Below are 16,912 nucleotides of genomic sequence, written 5' to 3' on the forward strand. Positions count from 1 at the left end.
TTAACATAGAACCAAGTGGACAAACAAAGGCTTACAACCCTCATCAATCAACCAGAAAAACTAGAAGAAAAAGACTTCAATGATTTATCAAATCTGAAGAAAGAATACCCCTATTTTCAAGCCCTATCGCCTTTAATTACTATCGGTTCGAAAAAATATTCTCCCCAAAGCGAAAAGAAACATTTGCAATCTGCTGCAATTTATGCATTAGACAGAAAGCATCTGAAAGAAATCTTAACAAAGGATTACGAATCACAAACTGTTGATGAAGTAAAAGAAATACCTCAACAGCAAAAAGATACTGCTGAAGAAAAAAATAAAGTCATTGGGGGGCCTATTGAGGGTCATAATAAGTCAGAAAGAAAAACAAGCACCACCTCAGATTCATTAATAGAAGTTACACAAACACCAGCTTCTTCTCATTTATCAGATTCCTTTTTTGAGGAATTATTTAAAGAAATGGAAGATTTAAAGGCTGAAAAGGAAAATTATCAAAAAACCTTAGATCGGTTTGAAGCTAAAAAATCTGAAGAGGAAAAACAGAAGCCTAAAGCTAAAACGATAAAGAAAACGACTTCAAAATCGGGAAGCAGAAATACTACTGCTAAAACTGCTGCCGCTAAAAAACCCACATCGAAACCTAAACCTGCTACTACTAAAAAAACTAGCACCACAAAAAAAACAACAGCTGCTAAAACCACAACTAAAAAATCTTCTTCAGATAAATCTAAGGATAGCACCAAAAAAGCATCCACTACAAAAGCGAAGACATCAAAAGCTGCTGAAAAAAAACCAAAAAAAGATGAGCATGATATAATTGAAGAAATAACTTCAAGAAAAGAATTAAAAATTAGTGATGCTCATAAAAAAGAACAATTAAATATCATCAATAACTTTATTGAGAAAGAACCTGTTCTTACAAAAAGAATAAAGCCTGATAATCAGTCAAATAAGCAAGAAGCAGAAGATCTTTCGGCAAGCAGCACCAATCTTTCTGATGATGTAGTTTCCGAAACTTTGGCAAAATTGATGATAAAACAAGGAAGAAAGCAAAAAGCCATTGATATTTACAAGAAATTAATTTGGAAATTTCCACAAAAAAAGACGTACTTTGTCGAAATTATAGATGAGTTAAAAAAAGAATCATAAATACATGTTAACATTATTAATTACTTTAATCATTTTAGTTGCCATTTTATTGGTGTTGGTAGTATTAGCTCAAAATTCTAAAGGCGGTGGTTTATCCAGTCAATTTGGAGGTTCAGGAGCTAGTCAGGTTGTAGGCGTAAAAAGAACAGGTGATATTCTAGAAAAAATTACTTGGGTATTGGCTATTAGTTTAGTGGTATTAAGCTTAGCTTCTTCTTTTGTAATCAAAACCTCAACTGTTGATACAGGTTTTACAAGCCCTAACATTGAAAAGGCTCAAGACGAAACTTTACTTCCGGACATGGATGGTGGTAGTGAAGAAGGTTTGTTGCCTCCAGTAGAAGGAGAAGGAAGTACTGAAGGTCAAGAAGGTGGAAATCAGGAACTGATTGAAGGTCTTGAAGAATCAGAAGGAGAAGATAATTCAGAAGAATAATCTTTAATTATAGATATTAATTTAAAAGGGAATCCGAAAGGCTTCCCTTTTTTTGTTTTTAATGAATTTTATTATTTAAATTTATTAAAAACAATTGTAAATGAAATTCTGTATTTGCTCTATTTTTGTTTTATTCTTCGCTTTTAACTCTTTAGCTCAAAGAGGTGATGAATTATTAGATACATCTGATAATTCAAGACAGTTTAATAGTTACATAGCTTTTGAGGTCAGGATTGTAGACTTTGAAAACAGCCTCTATGTTAATGATTTTAAAACCACTGAATTTAAAATAGAAAATGGGATGATCTACAGCATAAACAAACTGATTGGTGTCTCATTTGGTATCAATGGAGGTGTTATTTTAGGAATTCCTTATGAAAATCGATTGCAAGCTTACTTCAATAGTGGTAATAGTTCTGGACTTGACACCTTTCTTAAATATTATGATGAGATCAATTTCATAGATCAAACTTTGGCTAAAACCAGATATTTCATTGGTTTTCATCCTCAGCTTAATTTTAATATTAATAAAAAATGGAAGCTTCAGGCTGGAACAGAAATGCGATATTATTTTCAACCCTTCTTTGATGAAAGATCTTATTTTGGCAACACCTATAAAGAAGATGGAGTACATTTTGACTTTTTGGGAAACCTAGGGATAAGTTACCTTCTTAAGGATCAATTATCTATTGGACTTAATTATAACAGAAGCTTTGGTAACTTACGTAGGGCATTAATACTCAACTCATATTGGAATGAACCTTATACTAGCTCTATGAGATACCACAGTTTAGGATTAAATGTCACTTATTCATTTTAATGTCTAATCTTTTAGGAAGAATCGTTAAGTCACCTAAATACTTCACTTAGTCACTTCAATACTTATTCACTTAAACACCCAATCACTTCAACCTCTTTTTCCCAACTCAATCACTTCCAACTTTTCTACTTTCCCTTTATTAATTTCAAACCTCATCATCGTCCTCATTTTATGAAAACCTTGATTACCGGCTGCACCAGGATTTAGGTAAAGCAAATTTCCATGCTTAGGATCAGGCATGGCTCTTAAAATGTGGGAATGACCACAGATAAAAACATTGGGCTTTTCAGATTGGATTAGTTTTCGAACTCGAGGATTATAAGAAGGTGGCTTCCCTCCTATGTGCGTCATAAATATTTTTACTCCTTCCCTCTCAATAAATAAATTCTCTGGATAAGTCCTTTGAAAATCAGGTGTATCAATATTTCCATAGACGACTAAGGTTGGTGCAATTTTGCTAAGGTTTTCTATTATTTGACCTGCCTCGCCCACATCTCCTGCATGCCATATTTCATTGCAATCTTTGAAGTATTTTGGAATGTCGTCATCCCAAAAGCCGTGTGTATCGGATATTAAACCTATTTTCATTTGTTGGAGGTTGTATTGTGGTAGATTAAAGAGCGGGTAGATATTTTAATCGGAGATTAAAATGGATAGATCCCTTTCTTCAAAGGGATGACGCACGGAATTTAATGAGTAGGTTAAGATATATTTTATCATTCGATCTAAGATCAGTGCGTCATTCCTGCGAAACCTGTCCCGCACTGAAAGTCGGGAGGCAGGAATCTAGTCTATTGAAACTTCGTTTCAATAACCCTACAAATCCAAGTCATCCAAATAAGACTTTATGATATCACCAAGCTCTGCAAAATCTTCTTCAAAGGTTTCTTTGCTACGCAATTTTCCTTTTACGCTTACATAGAACTTAATTTTAGGCTCCGTACCAGAAGGTCTGGCAGAAATCTTACTTCCATCTTCCAAGAAAAATTGTAGTACGTTAGAAGAAGGGAAATTCAACTTACTCTTCACCCCACTCTCCATATTCAAAATGGTAGATTTCTGATAATCTCTTACCTCCAAAACTTTAGTCCTTGCCAAGCTCTTAGGTGGTTCTTCTCTAAACCTGGTCATCATTGCTTTAATTTCTTCGCTACCGGATTTTCCTTTTTTAGTAATGGAAACCAAATCCTCACGGTAGAAACCAAACTTCATGTACATCTCAATAAGATATTCATAAAGTGTTTTCCCTTGAGATTTCACATAAGCCGTCATTTCTGCTATCATAGCAACGGAAGCTATTGCATCTTTATCGCGTACATAATCACCGATCATATAACCATAGCTTTCTTCTCCACCCCCTATGAAAGTTTTTTTACCTTCTAAATCTCGAATTACGGCTGCAATATTTTTAAAGCCTGTTAAAGTATCAAAACTTTCAACTTGATAGGCATCAGCTATATTTTTGAAAAGCTCAGTGGTCACAATTGTTTTCACTATGTATTGATTACCATCTAGCTTCCCTAATTCACTCCAACGACTTAATAAATAGTAAATCAATAATGAACCTGTTTGATTTCCATTCAGAAGTTCGAATTCATTTTTAGCATTTTTGATTGCAATGCCCACTCTGTCAGCATCAGGATCAGTTGCCATTACAATGTCAGCATCTACTTCTTTACCTTTAGCCAATGCCATAGACATGGCTTCCTTTTCTTCAGGATTAGGATAAACTACCGTAGGGAAGTTCCCATTTGGCTCAGCTTGTTCCTCAACAATATGTACATTTTTAAAGCCATACATTTCAAGGGCTTTAGGCACCAAGGTGATGCCTGTTCCATGTATGGATGAATAAACAATATTGATGGATTTATCAGTTTCTGTTGCATCAGGAAAAAGCGATATTTTCTTCACCTCTTTCAAATAAGCTTCATCAATATCCTCTCCTATGCTTTCAAGCAAAGGTTCTTTTCCTCCAAATTGCACATCATCAATAGAGGTAATAGATTGCACTTCATTCATCACATTCAAATCATGTGGGGCAACCATTTGAGCTCCATCAGTCCAATAAGCTTTATACCCATTATATTCTTTAGGATTATGAGAAGCCGTTAAAACCACTCCACTTTTGCATCCCAGATGACGAATAGCAAATGATAACTCAGGAGTTGGTCTTAAACTATCGAAGAAAAATACTTTTATATTATTTGCCGTAAAAACATCTGCTACTACTTTGGCAAATTCTTCGGCATTGTTACGACAATCGTGTGCAATGGCAACTGAAACACCTTGTTCGGTAAATGTTTTGTTTAGATAATTACTCAAACCTTGAGTAGCCATACCCAATGTGTATTTATTCATTCGGTTACTGCCTACGCCCATAATTCCACGTAATCCACCAGTTCCGAATTCTAAGTCTTTATAGAAAGATTCTTCAAATTCCTCCTTATTGTTTTCTTGAAGGTTCTTTATTTGTTTTTTAGTGGCTTCGTCCACTACTTTACTATCTAACCACTGCTGGGCTTTTTCCTGACTTGTCATGATGGTTCTTATATTTTTAATGATTTATAATTTCTAAAAGCATATCACTTGTATTCATGATTTTCTTGTGAATACAAGGCTTAAATTACAGAATTATCGAGTAGCAAAAAATAAATATGAATCCAAATATGCGTAAAAAAAGAAAAACCATAGAAATTGATTCCTATGGTTTTTAAAAAAATTCAATATGCTTTTTATAGAGCAAGTGTACTCTTTTGCTGATTTAGCCCAAGCGGACGCTTGAACCAGTTCAGGCTCCCAGCTTCAATAGCGCAAGCATACGATTGTGCTCAGCTAGCAGGTGGAAGAAAGTTAGAGTACGCGTGACAAGTGTATCTTTATTTCAAATCAATCATAAATTGCCTCTCAATTCCTGCTCTCTTTCAATAGCTTCAAATAAAGCTTTGAAATTTCCTTTCCCAAAAGATTTGGCTCCTTTTCTCTGAATAATTTCATAGAAAACAGTTGGTCTATCCTGAACAGGCTTAGTGAAAATTTGCAGCAAATAGCCTTCATCATCTCTATCCACCAAAATATTGTTTTCCCTTATTGGTTCAATATCCTCATCAATTTCTCCAACTCTTTCAAACAAATCATCATAATAGGTTTCCGGAACTCGCAAGAACTCAACTCCTCTTCTACGCATTTCAGAAACAGTATCCACTATATCATCCGTAGCAATAGCAATGTGTTGCACTCCTGCGCCTTTATAGAAATCAATGTATTCTTCAATCTGAGATTTCTTTTTACCTTCTGCAGGCTCATTAATAGGAAATTTAATAAAGCCATTACCATTAGAAACCACTTTCGACATTAGCGCAGTGAAATCAGTAGAAATATCTTTGTCATCAAAGGTGATTAAAAGATTAAAGCCCATTACATCTCTATAGAAATCAACCCATTTATTCATTTCACCCCAGCCAACATTTCCTACACAATGATCCACATATTTCAAACCAATCGGGCTTGCTGGCAATTCACTGGTTTTTTCTACAAAACCAGGCAAAAACACACCATTATAATCATGTCTATTCACAAAAGTATGAATTGTGTCTCCATAAGTATGAATTGAAGCGATAGTAACTTCACCATGCTCATCTTTAATCGTTTTTGGCGGAGTATGAGATTTAGCTCCTCTTTTAGTCGTTTCATTATAGGATAACTCTGCATCATCCACCCAAAGAGCCAAAACCTTTACCCCATCTCCGTGAAGATTAACATGTTGTGCTACCTCTGTATCAGGTGCTAAGGAAGAAGTCAAAACCAAACGGATTTTTCCTTGTTGCAACATATAAGAACACCTATCCTTAATCCCCGTTTCGGGTCCTGCATAGGCTTTTAACTCAAATCCAAAAGCTGTCTGATAATACATTGCTGATTGCTTTGCATTACCCACATAAAATTCGATGTAATCCGTGCCATTTATAGGCAAAAAATCCTGTTCCATAGTAGTTTAAATCGATTGCATTATTATTTCTAATTCAAAAGTATGTTTTTTATGTATTAATTGAAATAAATATCAAACTATTCCTAAATAGTCTTCCGTTTACTTGGAAGTTATAAGCAATCTAAAGAATTTTACGTTCTGAAAATAATAGCACTTAAGCATGATAGATATTAAAAACTTAGACAAGGATTTGACAGCATTAGTAAAAGCAAAAATTGCTTTGAGTAAATTGACTTATGCTGATCAGGACTATGACAAAATTGAAGAAGAGCTTCATGATATGGAGGACGACTTCATAGAAAATTACGGAGAATATTTGGAAGAAGCATTAGCAGAGGTTCATGATGAATTCTGTCCTGATAACGATGTTTTACTTCCAATTGCCTACTTAGCTGATGAGTATATTGTTAAAGAAGACACAATAGATGTAGCTCCAGGACAAGGCGTTTTAGTTGAAGCTGATGATTTTGCAAGTTCAAAAGTAACATTAGCTTTAGCTCCTCAGCCAACTAGAATTGTATTACAAGCAGGAAACGACCATAAAGAAGTGGTTTGGAGAGCTGAATAAATTAATATTTTATAAATAACATTCTAAAATCCTTCTCTGGAAAAGAGAGGGATTTTTTATTATCTAACTTTAGAACAGGCAATGCATCCTCGCAATGAACACTTCAACTGACTGGAGCACAAGCGGACACTTTCGACATGTAGAGGACTCGTAATTAGCCTGTTATAGTTCAAGCGTCCGCTTGGACTACACTAGCATGATATAGTCAATAAAAAACCAAAGCTAGCGTACGCGTGTCGTGTGTGCTTTGTACATTTAAATAATCTGAATAGTATTTAAATTAAATTCCTTCCTTTACCTCATTATCCATTTAACCAAATGAAGTATTGCATTCAGGCAATTAAGCAATTCATCATTTTCTTTTATTAAAAATTTCCATTTCCCAATCATCCCTCTATATTTGCAGCGTTTTAAAAAAATAAATAAAACTTATGAGCAATATTATCTGGATTGTCCCGATTCTCGGGATTGTGGGACTGATTGTTATGGCTATAAAATCCGCTTGGGTATCGAAACAAGATGCTGGAGATGAAAGGATGACGGAATTAGCTGGCTACATAGCAAAAGGCGCTATGGCATTTTTAAGAGCTGAATGGAAAGTGATGTTCTACTTTGTAGTAATTGCTGGTATATTATTGGCTTATTCTGGAACTTTAGTAGAAACTTCCTCTCCTGTTATTGCAATTTCATTTGTAATAGGAGCTGTATTTTCTGCCTTTGCAGGATATGTTGGGATGAATATCGCAACAAAAGCGAATGTTAGAACTACTCAAGCTGCGAAAACTAGTTTAGCCAAAGCCTTAAAAGTATCTTTTTCTGGCGGAACTGTAATGGGTTTAGGTGTTGCAGGTCTTGCTGTTTTCGGAATGGGTATATTGTTTATATTCTTATACAATATGTATGTAATCCAAACAGGCGGTGATGTAAACGGCTTGGAAATGGAGAAAGCATTAGAAGTATTGGCTGGTTTCTCATTAGGAGCTGAGTCAATTGCATTATTTGCTCGTGTTGGTGGTGGTATTTATACAAAAGCTGCTGATGTTGGAGCTGATTTAGTGGGGAAAGTAGAAGCTGGTATTCCAGAGGATGATCCAAGAAACCCTGCAACCATTGCAGATAATGTTGGAGATAACGTAGGTGATGTTGCGGGTATGGGTGCCGATTTATTTGGTTCTTATGTAGCAACCATCTTAGCTTCCATGGTTTTAGGTAGAGAAATTATCTCTGAAGACCAATTTGGTGGTATCGCTCCTATCCTATTACCTATGATAATTGCAGGTTTAGGATTAGTATTTTCTATAATCGGAACTTTATTTGTAAGAATATCCAAAGAAACTGATAGCGTTCAAAAAGCCCTTAACTGGGGTAACTGGTCCTCTATCATTTTGACTGTTGTAGCTTCTTTCTTTTTAGTAACATGGATGCTTCCTGAAACCATGATCATCAGAGATTATGCATTTACAAATATGGATGTTTTCTGGGCAATCTTTACTGGATTGATTGTTGGTGCCTTAATGAGTATTATTACAGAATATTATACTGCAATGGGTAGAAAGCCTGTTTTATCTATAGTAAAACAATCAAGCACAGGTGCTGCTACTAATATCATTGGTGGATTAGCAGTTGGTATGCAATCAACTGTTTTACCGATTTTAGTTTTGGCAACAGGTATTGTAGTTTCTTATTCTTTTGCTGGTCTTTATGGTGTAGCAATTGCTGCTGCAGGTATGATGGCAACAACTGCTATGCAATTAGCCATTGATGCATTCGGTCCAATTGCGGATAACGCAGGTGGTATAGCTGAAATGAGTGGATTACCTGAAGAAGTAAGAGACAGAACAGATAATTTAGATGCCGTAGGAAACACTACTGCTGCAACAGGTAAAGGATTTGCTATTGCTTCTGCTGCCTTAACTGCATTAGCACTTTTTGCTGCTTTCGTGGGTATTTCTGGTATTGATTCTATCGATATTTATAAAGCTCCTGTTTTAGCTGCATTATTTGTGGGTGGAATGATTCCATTTATATTCTCTTCATTAGCTATTGCTGCAGTGGGTAGAGCAGCGATGGACATGGTGCAGGAAGTAAGAAGACAATTCAAAGAAATGCCAGGCATTATGGAAGGCACTACCAAGCCTGAATATGAGAAATGTGTGGATATTTCTACTAAAGCTTCCATCAGAGAAATGATTTTACCAGGTGCGATTGCTTTAATCACTCCATTATTGGTAGGATTTGGTTTGAAAGGCGTATTTGCAGATACTTCATCAGCTGAAATCTTAGGTGGATTACTAGCTGGTGTTACGGTTTCAGGTGTTTTGATGGGGATATTCCAGAATAATGCCGGTGGTGCTTGGGATAACGCTAAGAAATCTTTCGAAAAAGGTGTGATGATCAATGGTAAAATGGAGTACAAAGGATCTGAAGCTCATAAAGCTTCCGTAACTGGAGATACCGTAGGTGATCCTTTTAAAGATACTTCAGGACCTTCTATGAATATCTTGATTAAATTAATGTCAATTGTGGCATTAGTAATTGCTCCTCACATTTCTGTTAAAGATCATAGCACTGCAGAAGTGAAGAAAGAATCTAAAGAAATAGTGGTTGAAAAAAGTGAAGTAATTAAAGCTGAAAAATAATTTTAATTACTAAGAATTAATAAAAGGTTAGCCAGATTTATGGCTAACCTTTTTTGTTTTTAAAAGATCTTAAAATATTCTCACACCAATTCCCAATGCTTTTATTGTAATTACAGCAAATCATTTATATTTTGCTGTTACTTTTAGAAGTAATACAAATTCAAATCTAATGGCAGAAAAAAATTCTCAAGAAAACCAGCACAAGAAGAAATCTTCGGTTAACAAATATATCCGTGTAGATTTTAAAACCCTTCAAGGAAGAATCACTATTGGTTTTTTATTGATGGGAGCTTTTGCCATTATCATGTTGATTAGCAGTAATTATTCATGGAACAAACAAATAAATAAAGCGAAGGATTTAATCGAACTCAATAAAAATAGTAGTAGGCTTGCTGCTGAAGTTCAGCAGTTAGTAGATTTAACTACAATATTAACATTTCGATATATCAGTACTGAAGATGAGTTTTTCAAAAATGATATTGAAAATCGCTGGTTCAATGATATATACCCCAAAGTAGATGAGTTAGATAGTTTAGTACGAGAATTTGGTGATCAAGATGTGATTGCTTTCACAGAAGAATTGAATGCCCATTTACCAAAAATCAAAAGCAAGCAAAAAGAGGCTATTTCTGATCTGAGTTATGAGAAATTAAACAGAGAAGAAGTCATTGATGATATAATGCATTTGACATTTCTCATTAATAGTATAAAAGATGAATTAGCAAAAGCTGAGGTGCAATCGATCCAAAGTATTGAAGATGCAGAAAACAATATCCCTATAATTCTTACGATTGAATTTATTATTGCCTTTATCATCAGTACAATTATTGCACTCTATATCATACGTTCTGTATTATTAAGGATCAAATACTTAAAAGTTAACATTCGTGAATTAGCTCATGGTAATTTACCAGAGGATATGAGAGAATCAGAGGATGAACTCAATTCTATAATTAAAGCCATAAATGAATTAACCTCAAACCTAAAAGGTATCACAAGATTTGCAGATGAGGTGGGGAAAGGAGATTTCAGTACAGATATTACTGTTTTTGATAATCAAGGTCATTTAGGGCAATCCTTAGCTGAAATGCGTAATAAGTTACAAAACGTAGCTGAACAAGATAAGAGAAGAGTTTGGTTTAATGAGGGCATTGCAAAATTTGGAGATATTCTTCGTAAAAATGATGACAATATAGAAGATTTATCGGCTAAGCTTATTTCTGAATTAGTAGATTATACTGATTCAATTCAAGGCTCACTTTTTATTGTGAATAAAGAAGATGAACGAAACGTTAAAATTGTATTAAAAGGCGCTTATGCTTATCACAGACAAAAATTCCTAGAAAAAGAAATCAATCCAGGACAAGGATTAGTAGGTCAATGTTATTTGGAAAAAGAATACATTTACCTATCTGAAATACCTGAGAGTTATGTCTCCATACGCTCTGGATTGGGGGAAGCAAATCCTACTCACATTTTGATTAGTCCGATGAAAATGAATGAGGAAGTATTCGGTATTATTGAACTAGCTTCTTTCCATCCTTATGAAGAGTATCATACTGAATTTATTGAAAAAGTAGGTGAAAGTATATCTTCCACTATTCAAGGACTTCAAGTGTCCTTAGAAACCAAAAAGTTATTGGAAGAATCTCAAATGAAAGCTGAACAATTGCAAGCTCAGGAAGAAGAAATGCGTCAAAACGCAGAAGAACTTGAGGCTACTCAAGAGGAAATGGAAAGACAAAGCCGAGAAATGGGAGCTTTCAATCAAGCAGTAAGTATTTCCACCATGGTAGCTGAATTTGACAAAAATGGAAAAATCCTGGAAGTCAATAGTCAATTAGAATTGCAAACGGGCTGGGATAATGAAGATTTAATTAATTTAGATCGAAAAAAATTATTCTTAGACGAAGAAGATGTTGATTGGAATCAAACTTGGAAGGACATTACCGATAATATGTCCATGAGTAAATCAGCAAAACTAATTAATAAGCAAGGAAAGGAAATGCCTGTGGTTGCACATTGCATGCCTGTTTCAGATGAGCATGGAAATCCAGTGAAAATTGCTTGCATATTTATTAAGAAAGAGAAATTTTAAGAACATAATAAATTAAGAGCTGTTATAGAATTCTTAAAGCATTCAACTTGAAAGAATTTGCACAACTTATAACATCTCTCGACCAAAGCAATAAAACCAATGATAAGGTCAATGCTTTAAAAAACTACTTTCAAGTTGCCAATGATCAAGATAAAATCTGGACATTGGCACTTTTCACCCACCGGAAGCCCAAAAGAACTGTTAATACTACTTTGCTTAAAGATTGGATAACCGAATGGACAGGCATACCAGAATGGCTTTTTCAGGAATCTTATAATGTAGTAGGTGATTTAGCAGAAACCATTGCACTTCTGTTAGCTTCCAATAATTTGAGTAAAAATGCAATTGATAATCCTTTATCATATTATATTCAAACTTTAATTAGCCTCAGAGATAAAAGTATAGATGAAAAAAAGGTACAACTCCATTTAATTTATGAAGAATTAGATCAGCAAGAAAGATTCGTTTTTACCAAAATCATGACGGGCGGATGGCGAGTGGGTGTATCGCAGAACCTAATTACCAAAGCTTTAAGTGATGCCTTTGAAATTGATAAATCCATTATTGCCCATCGTTTAATGGGCGATTGGTCACCTCAAAATTATACATTCCAAGAACTTATTTTAGAAGAAGGCCAAAATGATTTGGCTTCTCGCCCCTACCCTTTTTACCTAGCACACCCCATTGAGACAGAAGAAATCCAAGCAGAATTAAATCCGGAAGAATGGCAAGCAGAATGGAAATGGGATGGCATCAGAGGACAAATTATCAAGAGAAATGATGAGGTTTTTATTTGGAGCAGAGGAGAAGAATTAGTCACAGAAAAATTTCCGGAGCTGGCTGAGATGGCTAAAAACCTAGCAAATGGAACTGTTTTAGATGGAGAAATTACAGCTTATGAAAATGGAGAACCACTTTCTTTTGGAATACTACAAACCAGAATTGGAAGGAAAAATATTACTAAAAACTTATTAATGAAAGCTCCTGTCGTTTTCATTTGTTATGATTTAATTGAACATCAAGGAAATGATATTCGGAATCTGCCTTTAGAAAAAAGACTTCAAGAATTAGATAAAATTATTATAGAATCTAACAATCCTCTTCTCATAACTTCTGAAAGTATTGATTTTACTGAATGGAATGAATTAATAGAGGTTCGTAAAAAATCCAGAAGCTTAAAAACAGAAGGTTTAATGCTCAAGAAAAAAGATTCCATTTATGAAGCTGGTAGAAAAAGAGGAAGTTGGTGGAAATGGAAAATTGCCCCGCTCACCATTGATGGAGTAATGATTTATGCCCAAAAAGGACATGGAAGAAGAGCTGATTTATATTCTGATTACACTTTTGCGGTTTGGAATGAGGATGAACTGATTCCTTTTGCAAAAGCTTATTCTGGTCTAACCGATGCTGAGATGAAAAAAGTGGATGCCTTCGTGAAGAAAAATACGAAAGAGAAATTTGGTCCAGTCAGAACCGTTAAACCAGAACTGGTTTTTGAAATTGCATTTGAAGGAATTCAAGCTTCTAATAGACATAAATCGGGCATCGCACTTCGATTTCCCCGTATAAAACGCTGGAGACAAGATAAATCCATTTCTGAAGCCAATAAATTAACCGACCTGCAAGAATTACTGGAAAAATATGGATGAGCGAATAAAAGCAGGCATCGAATGGTTTGAGAGGAAAGACTGGAAGCCATTCCCCTTTCAAATAGAAACTTGGGAGAATTTTCTAAAAGGTCATTCAGGTTTACTCAATGCTCCAACAGGTAGTGGTAAAACTTATGCACTTTGGATTGGCTATTTGATTTCCAAACTCAATTCAACTCCAAAAAAAGGATTGAAATTTATTTGGATATTACCTTTAAGAGCCTTAACTAAAGATATTCAATCTGCTATGCAAGAGGCTACTCATGATTTTGTCTTCGACTGGAAAATTGAAATCAGAACGGGAGACACTTCTACCAAAGACCGCCAAAAACAGAAAAAAACACCACCCGACTGTCTAATAACCACCCCTGAAAGTTTGCATCTGTTATTGAGTCAGAAAAATTCAACAGAGTATTTCAAAAACCTTGAAGCAGTAGTAGTAGATGAATGGCATGAACTTTTAGGAAGCAAAAGAGGAATTCAGGTAGAATTAGCCCTTTCTTCATTTAAAGAATTGAGTGAAAATCAATTGAAAATTTGGGGGATATCCGCCACTATCGGAAATTTATCAGAAGCTCAAAAGGTATTATTGGGTTCAAATGAAAAAACAGGAAAATTCATCAGTGCTAATTTAGATAAAGAAATTAAAATTGAATCCATTTTACCTGACGAGGTAGAGAAATATCCATGGGCTGGGCATTTAGGAATTAAGCTGATTGATAAAGTTTTACCCATCATTCACGCCAATAAAACCACTTTAATCTTTACCAATACTCGTTCTCAAACGGAAATTTGGTATCAGCAATTACTAAATAAAGATCCTGAATTAGCCGGTGCCATAGCAATGCATCATGGTTCCTTAAACAATCAAATCAGGACTTGGGTAGAAGAAGCACTTCATAGCGGATTAATAAAAGTGGTGGTGTGTACTTCCAGTCTGGATTTAGGAGTTGATTTTCGTCCTGTGGACACTATTATTCAGGTAGGCGGACCAAAAGGAGTAGCACGATTTGCTCAAAGAGCAGGTAGAAGTGGACATCGACCAGGAGAAATCAGTAAAATATATTTTCTCCCTACCCATTCCTTGGAACTTATAGAAGGTGCTGCTTTAAGAACGGCCATTCATGAAAAAGATTTTGAAGCTAGAATTCCTATTCAAATGGCTTTGGATGTATTATTGCAATTTATGGTAACTTTGGCTGTAGGTGACGGATTCGAACCCATTAAACTCTATCATCAAATAAAGAACACATTTTGCTATCAAAAAATAACTAAAAAAGAATGGGACTGGCTTTTAAGCTTTCTAAAAACGGGTGGGGAAAGTTTATCAGCTTATGATGAATACCATAAAACCATAACCGAAGATGGAAAAATAAAAGTCATCAATAAAAGGATGGCCATGCGACACCGATTATCCATTGGCACAATAGTGGGTGATCAGGTATTAAATGTTAAATATGTAAAAGGAGGTCATTTAGGAACTATAGAAGAATACTTTATCAGTAAATTAAAGCCTGGTGATGTGTTTTGGTTCTCTGGAAAAGCTTTGGAATATGTTCGTTTGAAAGATATGACTGTACAGGTTAAAAAGAGCAAAAGAAAAACAGGTCAGATACCGCAGTGGATGGGTGGAAGAATGCCTCTTTCCTCTCAATTGTCTTTCCACATTAAGCAAAAGCTTGAGAAGCTAAGAAAGAATGAATTAGATGAAATTGAGCTCTTAAAAATTCAGCCCTTAATTGAAAGACAAAAACACCTTTCAATTGTTCCTAAAGCAAATGAATTATTGATAGAGTCTGTTATTTCAAAAGAAGGCTTTCATATTTTTATATTCCCTTTTGAAGGTCGTTTCATTCATGAAGTGCTGGCAGGTTTAATTGCATATAGAATTAGCGTATCACAGCCTATCACCTTTTCTATAGCCATGAATGATTACGGTTTCGAATTACTAACCGATGAGGTATTTGATTTTGAAGAAATGTTATCACTGGATTTATTCTCTTTGAAAAATCTAAAAGAGGATATTTTATTGGGAATCAATGAAACCGAAATGGCGAAACGAAAATTTAGAGATATAGCTTCAATTTCTGGCTTGATTTTTAGAGGATTTCCTGGAAAAAACATAAAAGAAAAACATATTCAAGCTTCTTCATCTATTTTATTTGATGTATTCTCTGAATATGAACCTGAAAATTTATTGTTACAGCAGGCGCACAGAGAAGTAATACAACTACAATTGGAAGAAGATAGATTATTTAAATCATTGAAAAAAATTAACAGTCAAAAAATCATTTATATTAAAACTATCAAACCCACTCCATTTGCATTTCCAATCATGGTAGATAGGTTAAGAGAAAAGTTTTCAACTGAAACTATAGAAGAAAGAGTAGCGAAAATGCAAATACAATTAGAAAGTTTATGATTTTAATTATACATTTGACAGTAACTATATTAAAAATAAAATGAAAAAAATAAGTTTATTAGTACTATTTATCGGTTTTAGTTTGGGTGCATTTGCACAGTCTGATGTTACAGGAAAATGGAAAACCATTGATGACGAAACCGGCAAAGAAAAGAGCATAGTAGATATTTATGAAAAGGACGGAAAGATTTATGGTAAAATCACCAAACTTTTCAGAGGACCAGATGAGGAGCAAGATCCGATTTGTGATGATTGTCCTGGAGACAGAAAGAACAAAAAAATTATAGGTATGGAAATTATCCGTGGAATGGAATGGGATAATGGTGATGAGAGATATGAAGATGGCGAAATCATGGACCCAAATGATGGCGAAACCTATGATTGCGTAATCTGGAAAGAGGGAGATGAATTGAAAGTAAGAGGTTATGTTGCCTTTTTCTACAGAACTCAAACTTGGAAAAAAGTAAATTGATCAATTGGAAATCCAATTAGCAGGAGAAAAATTACTGCTTTCAGAAGATAAAATCATTTATTGGTCGAAAAAGCAAACCGTTTTTATTGCTGATTTACATTTAGGTAAAACTACGCATTTCAGGAAATCAGGTATTGCCATTCCATTGGCTATCATAACTGCTGAAATAGACCGAATTGAAAATATCATTGAAAAATTTCGCCCGAAAAGAATATTCTTTTTGGGCGATTTGTTTCATAGCGATTTGAATCACGAATGGAATATTTTCAATGACTTTCTAGAACAACATCCAACGGTTGAATTTATATTGATTAAAGGAAATCATGATATTCTAAATGATAAAATCTATAATCTAAGTAAACTTAAAATTGAAAAAGAACCCTTTCAATTAGACTCATTTATTTTGAGCCATCATCCTCTTAAAAAATCTGATCTACAAAATAAAGAATTAATTCTATGTGGACATATACATCCTGGTATCAGCATAAAGGGTAAGGGTCGATCCTATTTAAGTTTGCCTTGTTTTTATCTTGAAGAAAATCAATTGATTATACCTGCTTTCGGAAGATTTACTGGTTTAGCTAAAATAAAGCCAATTAAAGGAAGTAGTGTTTTTGCTGTTTTAAATGAATCCGTAAAGAAAATTGGGTGATATTTTTTTCAATACATATACG

General features: G+C 34.5%; 13 protein-coding genes. 10 read left to right on the forward strand and 3 right to left on the reverse strand.

Translation table 11 applies throughout. The annotated features are described in order from the left end of the window. Window positions 1-15: 15 nt before the first annotated feature. From QYS49_RS14335 to QYS49_RS14345, 3 genes are all read left to right on the forward strand, one after another. Complete coding sequence (locus tag QYS49_RS14335; RefSeq protein ID WP_308348219.1) at window positions 16-1,149, forward strand: tetratricopeptide repeat protein; 1,134 nt, start codon at window positions 16-18, stop codon at window positions 1,147-1,149. Window positions 1,150-1,153: 4 nt separating this feature from the next. Continuing rightward, window positions 1,154-1,585 carry a preprotein translocase subunit SecG gene (gene secG / locus QYS49_RS14340; RefSeq protein ID WP_308348221.1) on the forward strand — a complete coding sequence of 144 codons (432 nt, stop codon included), beginning with the start codon at window positions 1,154-1,156 and terminating at the stop codon, window positions 1,583-1,585. 100 nt (window positions 1,586-1,685) lie between these two features. Then, entirely contained in the window at window positions 1,686-2,405 is a 720-nt protein-coding gene (locus QYS49_RS14345) for a hypothetical protein (protein WP_308348222.1), read from the forward strand. An 87-nt stretch (window positions 2,406-2,492) separates the two neighbouring features. On the opposite strand, the gene QYS49_RS14350 is transcribed toward QYS49_RS14345, so the two are convergent. From QYS49_RS14350 to hppD, 3 genes are all read right to left on the reverse strand, one after another. Beyond that, on the reverse strand, window positions 2,493-2,993 hold the full coding sequence (locus QYS49_RS14350; protein WP_308348223.1) for a metallophosphoesterase family protein: 501 nt from the start codon (window positions 2,991-2,993) through the stop codon (window positions 2,493-2,495). 228 nt (window positions 2,994-3,221) lie between these two features. Next, entirely contained in the window at window positions 3,222-4,943 is a 1,722-nt protein-coding gene (locus QYS49_RS14355) for a phospho-sugar mutase (RefSeq protein WP_308348224.1), read from the reverse strand. A 352-nt stretch (window positions 4,944-5,295) separates the two neighbouring features. Further along, the gene (gene hppD / locus QYS49_RS14360; protein WP_308348226.1) at window positions 5,296-6,390 is read right to left on the reverse strand and encodes a 4-hydroxyphenylpyruvate dioxygenase; all 1,095 of its coding nucleotides are present in this window, start codon (window positions 6,388-6,390) and stop codon (window positions 5,296-5,298) included. A gap of 160 nt (window positions 6,391-6,550) precedes the next feature. On the opposite strand from hppD, the gene QYS49_RS14365 reads away from it, so the two are divergent. The 7 genes from QYS49_RS14365 (at window position 6,551) to pdeM (ending at window position 16,890) form a co-directional block, all read left to right on the forward strand. Continuing rightward, window positions 6,551-6,958 carry a hypothetical protein gene (locus QYS49_RS14365; RefSeq protein ID WP_308348228.1) on the forward strand — a complete coding sequence of 136 codons (408 nt, stop codon included), beginning with the start codon at window positions 6,551-6,553 and terminating at the stop codon, window positions 6,956-6,958. A gap of 431 nt (window positions 6,959-7,389) precedes the next feature. Then, window positions 7,390-9,597, forward strand: a complete 2,208-nt coding sequence (locus tag QYS49_RS14370) for a sodium-translocating pyrophosphatase (protein WP_308348230.1) — start codon at window positions 7,390-7,392, stop codon at window positions 9,595-9,597. A 169-nt stretch (window positions 9,598-9,766) separates the two neighbouring features. Further along, complete coding sequence (locus QYS49_RS14375) at window positions 9,767-11,695, forward strand: GAF domain-containing protein (RefSeq protein WP_308348231.1); 1,929 nt, start codon at window positions 9,767-9,769, stop codon at window positions 11,693-11,695. 47 nt (window positions 11,696-11,742) lie between these two features. Then, entirely contained in the window at window positions 11,743-13,344 is a 1,602-nt protein-coding gene (locus tag QYS49_RS14380) for an ATP-dependent DNA ligase (RefSeq protein WP_308348232.1), read from the forward strand. Continuing rightward, window positions 13,337-15,766 carry a ligase-associated DNA damage response DEXH box helicase gene (locus tag QYS49_RS14385; RefSeq protein WP_308348234.1) on the forward strand — a complete coding sequence of 810 codons (2,430 nt, stop codon included), beginning with the start codon at window positions 13,337-13,339 and terminating at the stop codon, window positions 15,764-15,766. The genes QYS49_RS14380 and QYS49_RS14385 overlap by 8 nt, the downstream gene beginning before the upstream one ends. A gap of 40 nt (window positions 15,767-15,806) precedes the next feature. After that, the gene (locus QYS49_RS14390) at window positions 15,807-16,238 is read left to right on the forward strand and encodes a DUF2147 domain-containing protein (RefSeq protein ID WP_308348236.1); all 432 of its coding nucleotides are present in this window, start codon (window positions 15,807-15,809) and stop codon (window positions 16,236-16,238) included. A gap of 4 nt (window positions 16,239-16,242) precedes the next feature. Next, window positions 16,243-16,890 (forward strand): ligase-associated DNA damage response endonuclease PdeM, encoded by a 648-nt coding sequence (gene pdeM / locus QYS49_RS14395; protein ID WP_308348238.1) that lies wholly within the window; start codon window positions 16,243-16,245, stop codon window positions 16,888-16,890. Window positions 16,891-16,912 lie beyond the last annotated feature (22 nt).

The organism is Marivirga salinae, from assembly GCF_030503855.1.
In the GTDB taxonomy this organism is placed as follows: domain Bacteria; phylum Bacteroidota; class Bacteroidia; order Cytophagales; family Cyclobacteriaceae; genus Marivirga; species Marivirga salinarum.